We start from the raw sequence: 11,791 nt of genomic DNA, 5'->3' as shown, positions 1-11,791 counted from the left end.
AGAAAACCCTACAGGGGGATCTGTTTCCAAATTACCCTTAAAACAATCCTTAATAAGGTGCAAATAGGATATTAGTGTACAATCAAAAATTATTTAGGACAGCATTGCCTTTTAAACTATCTATTTTTGAGACAGCCTCTTTGAGAATATTAAATCTCGAGTTTTTAAGCAGACCCTAATTTAATTGCGGAGGTACTTTGGAGATTGCTTTTACTGTCTTGGAAGCAAACAGAATTGCCTGTACAAATAGCCCTGCGATGATCAGCAGGGCTATTTCAAATTGGGAATAAAGCGAACCGGTTGAAAATATCCTTCCAGTCTGACCCATTAATTTTTGTGCTTCTTTTAGCTGGATTTGTGAAAGTTCTTTCAGCTCCACAAATGCAGCCAGGATTTGCCTTTCCACATTTGTTCCTTCTCTTAGTCCATTGGCTATATCCCAGGTAATCTCCTCGAATTTTACAAAATGAACTTCCTCCTCTTCAGTAAGTTTGGTGTTCAAGTAGCGTAAACTTATCTGATCAAGTTTTTGAAAATAGTCGTCCACTTGAAACGGGGAGATAGATCCCTGATTGTCCAACCTGTTTTCGATTTCGTGGAGTTCCTCGGATAGCTCCAGAATATAGCTTTCTGCCATGAGCCGATCTTCATAGATCGACTCAAAGGCAGATTTAAGTTGTCTGGTATTCGTTCGCTCACTTAGGTTATTGAACAGAATAATGACAATGACTCCTGTCAGCAGGAGCGAAGCTTTGAATTTGTCGGGAATGCTGTAAGTCCACTTCATGGTCAAACGGGGTTAAGAGACATTGAGGATTAAAGTTGAGTGATTCGAATTGGGTTTTCAACTTGCTTGATTTGGAGTTTTTTTCGTCCGCCCGGAAGCGTCCATTCCATCGTCATTCCTTGGCGGAACCCGATCATAGCTACACCGAGAGGGCTGAGGATGGATATTTTGCTTTGCTTCAGATCAGCTTGGTGAGGAAGGACGACCTGAAACTTCATTAATCGTTGGGTTTCCAGATCCAGTACTTCAAAAGTGGAATTGATCTGGATGATGTCCGCTGAGATCTTTTCGTCAGGAACGATTTCTGCCGATTTGATTTCGTGTTGCAGTTGGGCGACTTCCTTGCCTCGAAGTTGAGCTGGAAGATTTAGAATCAGGGAATGTATGGTTTTATAGTCTGATGCAGTCAGGAATGGTTTCATTTTCAGTATGAAGTTAAATGGGTAATGACCTTACTCTAGTCAGAGAAGGGTTGTTTTAAAAGGAAAAGAGTGGGGATTATGCCCTCCGTTTTCGGAAACGGAGGATTAATTGATAAAAGCCTTGCTGTGACTTACCAACAATCTCATGACTGACACATCAATAGGATGATGAGCAAAGAAAAGTAGATGAGAATGTGGTGATGAATAGTACATGCTTTTGAAATGTAAGCAAATTAAGTCTTGCGGGCAATGTTTTTATGCCCCTATCAACTCAAAATAAATTAAAGGGTTCCCTTAAGGATCCTGATTCTTTTAAAATACATTGTAGAGCGCAAAATTTTTTTAAAAAAATATTACAGGATATTTTTATCTTTTATTATTTTTCCATTACATTTGATCCATCAATCAGTGGAACGATGTTTTCCAAAGCCTGTAAATACGCGATCAATGCGATGATCTACATTTCCACTCTACCGGAAGGAAGCGAGCGGGTGGGGCTGAGGGACATTTCAAAGGCGATCAATTCTCCTGAGGCATTCACTGCAAAGATTTTACAGGTACTAGTCCGGGAAAATTTACTTTCTTCCATAAAAGGCCCAAATGGTGGTTTTGAGATACATGAGGAAGGAAGAAAGACTCAGCTATATCGAATCGTGCAGGTGATTGATGGGGATCAGATTTTCACAGGGTGTGCTTTGGGTCTTGAAAAATGCGCTGAAGATCATCCCTGCGCAGTGCACAATAAATTCAAAGCTATTCGCGAGCACCTTGCCGGAATGATGCTGACCACTTCATTGGAGGATATGGCAAAGGGGATCCAAGATGGAACCAACTTCTTAAAAATTTAAAAAAATTTAACAAAATAAAGGATAAAATGATCTTAAATATAATGAACGAGCTAGGAGAAAAAAAAGTAGGGGGCATCGTAGCGGAAAATTTCCGCACTGCAAAAGTTTTCACCGATTACGGAATTGATTTCTGTTGCAAAGGGGGAGTCAAACTCAGAGACGCCTGTGAGAAGAAAGGGGTGAATCTGGATAAGATCACAGCCGAACTAGCGCAGGTGGTGAAGCAACAAGACGAAACGCATTATCAGGACTTTGGGATGACTGATCTGGTAGACCATATTGTCAATGTCCATCATAAATATGTGGAGACCACCATTCCTTCACTCAAGTTCTATGTGGAAAAAATCGCGAAAGTTCACGGAGAAAATCACCCGGAGCTCCTGGAGATCAGGGACGAGTTTTTCAATACCGCTGATGCGCTGACCACTCACATGAAGAAGGAGGAGTTCATTCTTTTCCCTTATATCAAAGCCATGGAGGCAGCAAGGAAAAATCATTTTCCCCTGTCACCGGCACATTTTGGAAGTATCGAAAACCCCATCTCCATGATGGAGGAAGAGCATGATGCTGAAGGGGAGCGATTTAGGAAAATTTCTGCACTGAGCAATACTTACACGCCTCCTTCTGATGCTTGTCAGACTTACAAAGTTGCTTTTGCGATGCTTCAGGAATTTGAAAATGACTTACATACCCATATCCATCTGGAAAACAACATCCTTTTCCCCAAAGCAAAAGAAGTATTTAACAGTCTGAATGCCTGATCCATGATCGCCCAAAATCCAATATCGTCCATTTTATCTTTTTCTTCCGGGATTCAATTCCGTGAGAATTGGATTAGATGGGCGTTTGGATTTTTCTTTCTGGCTGTTTGCCTGGGATTGGTGATGCGTTCATTTCACGTAGTTGAGATTCCTTACTTCGAATACCGGAATATTCTCCATGCCCATTCTCACCTTGCCCTGTTGGGTTGGGGACATTTGATGCTCGTTGGAGGAATGGTTTTTGGCTTGGTTCCGGAAAAAAACTACATCAAAGCCTATAAGTGGCTTTTCTTGGGGACGATCCTGTCGCTTCTGGGAATGTTGTTTTCTTTCCCTTTTCAGGGATATGGAGCGATCAGCATCAGTTTTTCCACGCTTCATATGCTGCTGACCTATGGTTTTGCATACAAGCTTCTTAAAGTCATCCAAGCCCGGGAAATGACCCCGGCCACCCGCCTGATTCGTCTTGCGATTTGGTTTATGGTGATCTCCACCCTTGGGCTTTGGTCACTTGGGCCGGTATCCGCGACACTAGGCAGAATGCATGAGCTCTACTTCATGGCCATCCAGTGGTTTCTTCACTTTCAGCTGAATGGTTGGTTTGTGCTGGGTGTACTCGGTTTGATTCTGCTCTTTTTTGAGGAAAAGGGATTCCGAATCGAATGGCCCGCCTATCAGGAATGGATTCTGTCGAGCTCCGTCGTCCTGACATTTATGCTGGCTGTCACCTGGGCCGAACCAAAACCGATTTTCTTCCAGATTAACGGATTGGCGGTACTTATTCAAGGGCTTGCTTATTTCTGGATTTTGAAGTCAGTCTTTGGGCTGTTCAAAACCGATCCTCTACGGGGCTTTGCCAGATTGCTCATGATCATAGCCATAGCAAGTTTGCTTGCAAAAGTGATCCTACAGGCCCTCTTGGTATTCCCTTCCGTTGCGGTGATTTCTTATTCGATCCGCATGTATGTGATCGGATTTCTTCATCTCGTACTGCTGGGAGCCATGTCGATGGGCGTTTCGGCTGTAGCAATCGCCAAAGGCTGGATTGATGAGAGGCCAACAAGCAAGTTGGGTTGGATTTTTCTGATTGCAGGCTTTGTGATCACGGAGATCTTACTCTTTCTGCAAGGCACGCTGATTTGGCTGAAGATGGGCTTTTTGCCGGAATACAACTTTTGGCTTTTCCTGGCCTCCTGCCTATTTCCGGTGAGTCTTGCCTTGCTCTTGACAGGCTTATTATCCAATGAATTTTCCAATAAAGCAATATCCAATACTAAAATCCAAATTCAACAAAGAACCAATCCTAAGACCATGAAAAAAACACTGATTTGGTCACTCGGTATCCTGGGGATACTCTTGACTTCATGTGGGGGAGGAAGTGGCGAAAGCTCAAACTCCACTACTGAAACTACTTCAAAAGAAGAAGTAAAAGCTGATCCAAAAGGAATCGGTGAATTTAAATCTGTTGAAATCGGTGAGGGAATCGATGAGACATTGGCGGCCTCAGGCAAGGCTATCGTGGACATGAAGTGTACCGCATGCCACCAACTAAACGACAAGCGACTAGTTGGCCCTGGCTTTCAAGGGATTACTTCCAGAAGAGAACCGGAATGGATCATGAATATGATCACCAATGTGGACGTGATGCTGGATAATGATCCGCAAGCGCAGGCACTGCTGGAGGAATGTCTCACCCGGATGCCAAACCAAAATATCAGTGGGCCGGATGCCCGGGGTATCCTTGAGTTTTTGAGAAAAAACGACCTAGAAAAAGGTGGAATCTAGATTCTGTCAAAATAAATAACCCAGACTTAAACTTTATAAAATGAAAAAAAATGTATGGCTTCTAGCAGCGGGCTTTATCGCAGTTGCTTTAGCCCCAGGCTGTAAACCTAAAGGTGCTCAAAGTGCCATCTCGGGCGATGCAGCTTCCAAAGTGTACGTGGCCCCAGGTGAGCACGATGAGTTCTACAACATTGTGTCCGGAGGATTCAATGGACAAATGTCTGTAGTAGGATTGCCTTCTGGCAGAGTATTGAAGATCCTTCCGGTGTTTTCGGTTCACCCCGAGAATGGATGGGGATATTCCGAGGAAACCAAACCCATGTTGAATACTTCAAATGGTTTTGTTCCCTGGGACGACTTGCACCACATTGCCATCTCCACCACCAATGCGGAACACGATGCAAGATGGGCGTTTGGAAATGCTAACAATACCCCGAGAATTGCCCGGGTGGACCTGACCACATTCAAGACTGTGGAAATCATCGAGATCCCCAATTCAGCTGGAAATCACTCCTCCCCATTCATCACCCAAAACACAGAATATGTGGTGGCAGGAACCCGATTCTCTGTGCCGACCGGCGACAATCAGGACGTTTCGATAGATTCCTATAAGGAAAACTTCAAAGGTCATATCTCCTTTATCAGTGTAGATCAGGAAACCGGGGAAATGAATCTTTCCTTCCAAATCGAAGCGCCTCCATTCAACTTTGACTTGGCTCGTGCCGGCAAAAACAAATCGCATGGCTGGTTCTTTTTCTCCACTTACAATACCGAAATGGCCCATACACTTTTGGAAGTAAATGCTTCTCAAAAGGATAAGGATTACATCATGGCTGTAAACTGGAAGAAGGCGGAAGAGTACGTGAAAGCCGGACAGGGCACCAAGAAAAAAGCCAAGTACGTACACAATCTGTGGGATGAGAAAACTCACAGCGCCACTTCAACGATGATGGAAGAGGTATTGGTCCTTGATCCTAAGATCCTGAAAGACATGGTGTACTTCATCCCTTGCCCTAAGTCTCCGCACGGCACTGACACAGACCCAACAGGTGAATACATCATCGGTAGCGGTAAGCTTGCAGCGATTATTCCTGTTTTTTCTTTCACCAAAATGCTTGCAGCCATCGAAAATCAAGATTTCGAAGGAACGCTGGATGGAATGCCTGTTCTGAAATACGAATCAGTCCTTCACGGAGAAGTGGAAAAGCCGGGTCTTGGGCCACTTCACACAGAATTTGACGGGAAGGGAAATGCGTACACCTCCATGTTTGTGTCATCGGAAATTGTAAAGTGGAACATCGAAACCCTTCAAGTATTGGATAGAGTGCCTACCTATTATTCTGTAGGTCACTTGAGTGTTCCCGGCGGACCGACAGGCAAGCCTCACGGAAAGTACATGGTAGCTTACAATAAGATCACCAAAGACCGATACTTACCAACTGGTCCTGAATTAGCGCACTCTGCCCAGCTATATGATATTTCAGGAGATAAAATGCAGCTTTTGCTTGACTTCCCTACCATCGGCGAGCCCCACTATGCGGAGGCATTTCCGGCAAGTTTGATCAAGGATAGACAGGTAAAATTCTTCAAAATCGAGGAAAATATGCACCCACGTGCACTGAAGGGCATCAATGATGCGCGGGTGGAGCGTGAAGGAAATCAAGTTCACATCTACATGACTTCGATCAGATCCAATTTCAGACCTGACAATATCGAAGGCGTACAAGTCGGAGATGAGGTTTATTTCCACGTGACCAATTTGGAGCAAGACTGGGATGTGCCCCATGGATTTGCTATCAAAGGGGCTAATACTGCTGAATTGCTGATCATGCCGGGCGAAACTTCCACGCTGAAGTGGGTGCCGGACAGAGTTGGGGTATTTCCATTCTATTGTACCGACTTCTGCTCTGCCCTGCACCAGGAAATGCAAGGTTACCTCAGAGTATCGCCGAAAGGATCGAGTACCGCATTGAAATATTCTACAGGAGAAGTTGAGTAATTACCCCAAATCTTGAGGCTGTCTCAAAAGGCTTAATGGTGTCAGCCTGAGCCGAGACGAAGGCCATTTCCTGTAAATGGGGCCACATTTCGACTACGCTCAATGTGACATCGGTACTTTATGAGACAGCCTCTATTTCCCCTTCAAAAAATGAAAAAGCTCAGCAAATCCAACAGGATCCTGATTTTGATAGCTGCTCTTCTGATCATTCCGGCCTATTTCACACCGCTTTGGCAGATCAGCCTTTGGGCACCTCAGTATCCCGAAGGTCTGAATATGAAAATCTGGATCGACCACCTCAGTGGGAATGTGGATCAAATCAACGGTGTCAATCACTACATCGGGATGAATCATATCGGCGACGAGATGTTCCCTGAATTCACCTTCCTGATTTATGTCATCGGAGGATTGATTGCCTTGGGGATCCTTGCTTTTCTGATCGGGAAAAGGTGGAGTTTGTATGCTTTTTTTGGGCTGATGACACTCTTTGGTATCGGAGTTTTGGTAGATATGTACCGATGGGGTTACGAGTATGGTCATACGCTCGATCCAAAAGCAGCCATCAAAGTGGAGGGAATGAGTTATCAGCCTCCTCTGATCGGATATAAAGAGCTTTTGAATTTTATCGCGTATTCCGGACCGGATACCGGAAGCTGGATACTAATCGGCGGGGTTGGGTTACTCATCGTAGCCATCATCCGAGACCGATTTCAAAAACCTGTTCAGGCCCTATAACCTTCTAACATTAAGAAACTATGAATCGCAACGTATCATTACTCGGGATTTTGATCTTGTTGGCTTCCTGCTCAGCAGATCCCAAACCGATCGTCTATGGTGAGGATGGATGTCACCACTGTAAGATGACCCTGATGGATCCAAAATTCGGAGCCGAACTGGTGACCGAAAAAGGCAAAGTATTCATCTTCGATGATCTCAACTGCATGCTGCAATACATGGACTCAGATGATGGAAAAAGCCAAATGTACAGGCACATTCTTGTGACGGATTACTTAAATCCGGGTGTTCTGCTGGATGCCAACCTGGCTTTCTACCTGAAGTCTGAGGAATTCAAGACTCCTATGGCGAGTAACATCGTTGCCTTTCCGGACTACGATCTTTTGAAAGAATACAAGAATAAGTCAGGCGGAGTCTACCTCGCTTGGGGTGAGCTCACCACACAGTTTAAATAACCTGCATCGCAGGTAAATCCATGAAAGCACTAAGGGTCTCTATCTTTTTTCTTCTTTGCCTGATCGGTTCTCCGGAGGTTTTGGCCAATACCATCAGAATCAACCCCGGTCAATCGATTCAGAAGGCAGTGGATCGTGCATCTCCCGGAGATACCTTGATTATTTCCGAAGGCACATACAAGCAATTTGGCATTGTGATTCGAAAACCGCTGACAGTGATCGGGGAAAATTACCCGGTGATTGATGCGGATTTCAAAGGAAATATCCTGATCGTAGCCACTTCCAACCTTACAATTCAGGGGTTGAAATTGATCAATACCGGCCGATCCAATATGGATGATTCCGCAGCGATCAAGTTTTTTGATTCCAAAGACTGCATCGTCCGGGATAATATCCTGGAGAATACCTACTTCGGTCTACATTTTTCCAATTCCTCCCAACTGACGATTATCAACAATAAAATCTCAGCTTCAGCATTGAGGGAGTTTGAAGTGGGGAATGGGATTCACCTATGGAAATGCAAAAATTCCTACATCGGAAATAACGAGGTTTCCGGCCACCGTGACGGGATCTATCTCGAGTTTGTGACCAATACACAAGCAAAAGAGAACAAAATCCAAAAAAACATGCGTTACGGATTACACTTTATGTTTTCGCATGACAACAGCTACATCCGGAATACTTTCAAAAACAACGGAGCTGGCGTGGCTGTGATGTACACCAAAAATGTCCTGATGAAGGAAAACCGATTTGAAGAAAACTGGGGTTCCAGCGCCTATGGGATCTTGCTCAAAGACATCAGCGACAGTGAAGTAGTCGGCAATATTTTCCTTAAAAACACCGTAGGAATCTACATGGAAGGCAGTAGCCGGATGGAGTTTACCAATAATACATTCCGTGAAAATGGCTGGGCACTCAAGCTCATGGCGAGTTGTGATCAGAATACCTTCAAGGCCAATAATTTCACCCAAAATACCTTCGATATCAGTACCAATGGTTCCCTTGTACTCAATACCTTGACCGAAAACTACTGGGACAAATACGAAGGCTATGATCTGGATAAGAATCAGATAGGGGATATTGGTTATCGACCGGTAAACCTCTACAGCGTAATTGTGGAGAAAATCCCCGCAGCCGTGATCCTCTGGAGGAGTTTTATGGTGACGCTACTGGATCGGATGGAGAAAATTATCCCTACGCTGACACCTGACGAAATGATTGATGAATCCCCAAAAATGAAGCCTTATGATTTCGGTTAAAAATATATCCAAGAAGTTTGGCAAGTTGCAGGTTCTGAAAGACTTCAACCTGGAGTTTCGGCTTGGCAACAGCTACGCTTTGATGGGACCAAATGGTAGTGGAAAAACTACCTTGATCAAGACCATTCTGGGAATGGTCATGCCTGATGAGGGTGAGATTTTTGTAAAAAATCAACCGATCAAGGGAAGTCACTCCTATCGCCAATACATCGGCTACATGCCTCAAATCGGTCGATACCCTTCCAATATGAAGATCGGGCAGCTTTTCTCCATGATGAAAGACATGCGGCCTGAGATCAAAGATTACGATTTGGAATTGGTCGAAGCATTCGAACTCGATCAAATGAAAGATAAAGCGATGGGTACACTTTCCGGGGGAACCCGTCAAAAGGTGAGCGCGACTTTGGCTTTTTTGTTTTCTCCGGATATTCTGATTTTGGATGAGCCTACGGCTGGATTGGATCCGATCGCGGTGGAGATCCTGAAAGCGAAAATCAAAAGGGAGCGAGCTGCCGGAAAGCTCATCTTGATCACTTCCCATATCATGAGCGATCTGGAGGAACTCACCAATCAGGCGGTTTATATTTTCGATGGGGAAGTCTATTTCAACGATACCATAGAAAGCCTGAAGGAGTTGACCGGAGAAGTTCGATTCTCTCCGGCCATTGCCAAACTGATGCAGTGGACTTTAAAAAAAAAGGTGACTAAACGCGAGATGAGCCATGTTGAAACTACTTAAATACGCCCTTTACGACATTCTGAAGTCTCGTTTTGCGATGATTTACACGGTGTTTATGATCCTGGTGGCGGTGTCGATTTACCAGGTTTCGGATGATCTGAGTAAAGTTTCGCTCAGTCTGATGAATATTATGATCATGATCGTTCCGTTGATTTCGGCTGTTTTTGCGACCACTCACTTTTACAATAATCTGGAATTTATCGAGCTGATGCTGGCACAGCCGGTGAAGCGCTCGCATGTATTTCTCAGTCAGCTTTTTGCAGTGATTCTGATGCTTAGTTTGTCGATTATGATCGGATTTGGATTGCCGATGCTACTTTGGGGAGCGGATACCAGTTTGATTACATTGCTGGCAGTTGGGGTGATCCTAAGTGCGGTTTTTGCGGGTTTTGCCTTTCTAGCCAGCGTATTGACTCGTGACAAAGCAAAAGCAATCGGTATCAGTTTGGGCCTTTGGATTTACTTTTCTTTGGTCTATGATGGATTTGTCCTGTACTTGATTTACAGTTTTGCGGATTATCCCTTGGAAAAAGTCACCTTGGGCCTGGTCATGTTAAATCCTGTGGATTTGGGAAGAATTTTGATGCTGATGCAGTTGGATATTTCAGCCTTAATGGGCTATACCGGAGCGTTTTTTCAAAAGTTTTTCTCCAGCAGTATGGGCTTGCTGATAGCTGGCGGGACGCTGGCCTTGTGGACGCTTTTGCCAAATCTCTTTGCCATGCGGGTGTTTAAGAAAAGGGATTTTTGAATGTTCTCGAAAGTGGATAGAAAGAAATTAGCAAGTATCAATGCTCAAACTCAATGCTCAAACTCAATGCTCAAGTAATTGAGCAATACTTGAAAATCGGTCATTGTCCATTGATTATTGAGAATTGTTAAGCATCGGAAACAACCTCAAAATATCCTCCCGACCCGGCCGACTGCCATATTCACAGATTTCAAAAGCCTCGGCAAACTTCACCTGAGCTGCTTTTTCGGTTCCATACCACTCTTCTAGGGACTTCATCACGGAAGGATTAGGAGCAGAGGCCCGCTTTGATTTTAGCCATGCGATTCGTCCTTCTTTTCCCTCGGGGATGACATCCGGGTCATTGGCGATCCAAGGCAGCCATTCGTAAAACTGTGATGTATGCGCGTCCAAGGCGTAGATTTTTTGATCAATCACCGAAGTGATGTCGATCACGATGTCCGGAGAAAAAGGATTGGGCTTTTGGAAATTGTCCTGGTAATACAGAAAAACTGGGTTTTTACGAAGGGGAGGAGTATCGGCAGCGATATTGGGTACTCCCACCATAAATGCCGCATCCTGCACTAATATTCCCGTGTAGCGGTGATCAGGATGGTAGTCGTTTGGCCGATGGGAAATCACCACATCTGCGCCCCATTCCCTGATTTTTCGGATGACATCGAGACGGATTTCCAGCGTCGGGAGCAATTCGCCGTCGTGGTTGTCCAAGACGTCGTAGTGAATTCCAAGTCGTTTGGCTACTTCCTGACTTTCGGCATAGCGACGCTTGGCGAGCATTCCCCCGCCCATTTCCATGTGTCCAGCGTCTCCATTGGTGATGGAGAGAAACTTAACCTCGTGACCCATCTTGGCAAACAAGGCAGCGGTTCCACCGGATTTGATGTCGCAGTCATCAGGATGTGCGCCGATCATCAGAATGCGGAGGGGTTTCTCCTGAGCAAAACCAGGGAAAATTGAGAGGAAAAACAGGACGACAAAAGAGGCCACTGAAAAAGTAGCTAAAATTGAAGGTAAAATTTTGAGAGCGATTAGGTCACGGACAAGAGTGACTTAGTCGCTTTCTTTTTTTTCGCCGCTTGCTTTTAAATTTTCTCTATAAAAAGCCTATACTGAGCTAATTTTGATGATTTTCAGCGATTGTAAACTATTTTTTGATTATAACTGGGCTAGTTTTAAGATTCTTTTAACATTGACGGTGAATAAAGCTATGGCGGCTTGCATTTCCATGTTATTTATCCCGTAAGCTATTG

Annotated in this window: 12 protein-coding genes; 9 read left to right on the top strand and 3 right to left on the bottom strand. The window is 44.5% G+C overall.

The annotated features are described in order from the left end of the window. Positions 1-175 precede the first annotated feature (175 nt). Both C4S61_RS21140 and C4S61_RS21135 read right to left on the bottom strand, forming a co-directional pair. On the bottom strand, positions 176-787 hold the full coding sequence (locus C4S61_RS21140; RefSeq protein WP_103926769.1) for an MCP four helix bundle domain-containing protein: 612 nt from the start codon (positions 785-787) through the stop codon (positions 176-178). A 29-nt stretch (positions 788-816) separates the two neighbouring features. Further along, positions 817-1,209 carry a GreA/GreB family elongation factor gene (locus tag C4S61_RS21135; RefSeq protein WP_103926768.1) on the bottom strand — a complete coding sequence of 131 codons (393 nt, stop codon included), beginning with the start codon at positions 1,207-1,209 and terminating at the stop codon, positions 817-819. A gap of 416 nt (positions 1,210-1,625) precedes the next feature. On the opposite strand from C4S61_RS21135, the gene C4S61_RS21130 reads away from it, so the two are divergent. The 9 genes from C4S61_RS21130 (at position 1,626) to C4S61_RS21090 (ending at position 10,541) form a co-directional block, all read left to right on the top strand. After that, positions 1,626-2,057: an RrF2 family transcriptional regulator gene (locus C4S61_RS21130; RefSeq protein ID WP_103926772.1), complete on the top strand. Its 432-nt coding sequence runs from the start codon at positions 1,626-1,628 to the stop codon at positions 2,055-2,057. A gap of 26 nt (positions 2,058-2,083) precedes the next feature. Beyond that, complete coding sequence (gene ric / locus C4S61_RS21125; protein WP_235010153.1) at positions 2,084-2,818, top strand: iron-sulfur cluster repair di-iron protein; 735 nt, start codon at positions 2,084-2,086, stop codon at positions 2,816-2,818. A 3-nt stretch (positions 2,819-2,821) separates the two neighbouring features. Further along, positions 2,822-4,603 (top strand): c-type cytochrome, encoded by a 1,782-nt coding sequence (locus tag C4S61_RS22445; RefSeq protein ID WP_235010151.1) that lies wholly within the window; start codon positions 2,822-2,824, stop codon positions 4,601-4,603. 40 nt (positions 4,604-4,643) lie between these two features. After that, a complete protein-coding gene (gene nosZ, locus C4S61_RS21115; protein ID WP_103926766.1) occupies positions 4,644-6,602 on the top strand; it encodes a Sec-dependent nitrous-oxide reductase in 1,959 nt (652 codons plus the stop codon). Between the two features lie 150 nt (positions 6,603-6,752). Beyond that, the gene (locus tag C4S61_RS21110; protein ID WP_103926765.1) at positions 6,753-7,337 is read left to right on the top strand and encodes a hypothetical protein; all 585 of its coding nucleotides are present in this window, start codon (positions 6,753-6,755) and stop codon (positions 7,335-7,337) included. A gap of 20 nt (positions 7,338-7,357) precedes the next feature. Beyond that, positions 7,358-7,792 (top strand): nitrous oxide reductase accessory protein NosL, encoded by a 435-nt coding sequence (locus tag C4S61_RS21105; protein WP_103926764.1) that lies wholly within the window; start codon positions 7,358-7,360, stop codon positions 7,790-7,792. Between the two features lie 20 nt (positions 7,793-7,812). Next, entirely contained in the window at positions 7,813-9,051 is a 1,239-nt protein-coding gene (locus tag C4S61_RS21100; RefSeq protein WP_103926763.1) for a nitrous oxide reductase family maturation protein NosD, read from the top strand. Next, positions 9,038-9,790, top strand: a complete 753-nt coding sequence (locus C4S61_RS21095) for an ABC transporter ATP-binding protein (protein ID WP_103926762.1) — start codon at positions 9,038-9,040, stop codon at positions 9,788-9,790. Before C4S61_RS21100 ends, C4S61_RS21095 begins: the two co-directional genes overlap by 14 nt. Next, entirely contained in the window at positions 9,774-10,541 is a 768-nt protein-coding gene (locus C4S61_RS21090; RefSeq protein ID WP_103926761.1) for an ABC transporter permease subunit, read from the top strand. Before C4S61_RS21095 ends, C4S61_RS21090 begins: the two co-directional genes overlap by 17 nt. A 114-nt stretch (positions 10,542-10,655) precedes the next feature. Here C4S61_RS21090 and C4S61_RS21085 read toward each other — a convergent pair whose 3' ends face one another. Continuing rightward, a complete protein-coding gene (locus C4S61_RS21085) occupies positions 10,656-11,528 on the bottom strand; it encodes a PIG-L deacetylase family protein (RefSeq protein WP_235010149.1) in 873 nt (290 codons plus the stop codon). Positions 11,529-11,791 lie beyond the last annotated feature (263 nt).

This window comes from Algoriphagus boritolerans DSM 17298 = JCM 18970, from assembly GCF_900108085.1.
GTDB classification, from domain to species: Bacteria; Bacteroidota; Bacteroidia; order Cytophagales; family Cyclobacteriaceae; genus Algoriphagus; species Algoriphagus boritolerans.
Note: the sequence above shows the minus strand (reverse complement) of the source record. Positions and strands in the feature narration are given on the sequence as shown.

Excerpts from the sequence above, each read along its gene's own strand:
- C4S61_RS21100 (WP_103926763.1), top strand. The coding sequence starts at position 7,813 with ATGAAAGCACTAAGGGTCTCTATCTTTTTTCTTCTTTGCCTGATCGGT.
- C4S61_RS21090 (WP_103926761.1), top strand. The coding sequence starts at position 9,774 with ATGTTGAAACTACTTAAATACGCCCTTTACGACATTCTGAAGTCTCGT.
- C4S61_RS21135 (WP_103926768.1), bottom strand. The coding sequence starts at position 1,209 with ATGAAACCATTCCTGACTGCATCAGACTATAAAACCATACATTCCCTG.
- C4S61_RS22445 (WP_235010151.1), top strand. The coding sequence starts at position 2,822 with ATGATCGCCCAAAATCCAATATCGTCCATTTTATCTTTTTCTTCCGGG.
- nosZ (WP_103926766.1), top strand. The coding sequence starts at position 4,644 with ATGAAAAAAAATGTATGGCTTCTAGCAGCGGGCTTTATCGCAGTTGCT.
- C4S61_RS21130 (WP_103926772.1), top strand. The coding sequence starts at position 1,626 with ATGTTTTCCAAAGCCTGTAAATACGCGATCAATGCGATGATCTACATT.
- C4S61_RS21105 (WP_103926764.1), top strand. The coding sequence starts at position 7,358 with ATGAATCGCAACGTATCATTACTCGGGATTTTGATCTTGTTGGCTTCC.
- C4S61_RS21140 (WP_103926769.1), bottom strand. The coding sequence starts at position 787 with ATGAAGTGGACTTACAGCATTCCCGACAAATTCAAAGCTTCGCTCCTG.
- C4S61_RS21110 (WP_103926765.1), top strand. The coding sequence starts at position 6,753 with ATGAAAAAGCTCAGCAAATCCAACAGGATCCTGATTTTGATAGCTGCT.
- C4S61_RS21095 (WP_103926762.1), top strand. The coding sequence starts at position 9,038 with ATGATTTCGGTTAAAAATATATCCAAGAAGTTTGGCAAGTTGCAGGTT.
- ric (WP_235010153.1), top strand. The coding sequence starts at position 2,084 with ATGATCTTAAATATAATGAACGAGCTAGGAGAAAAAAAAGTAGGGGGC.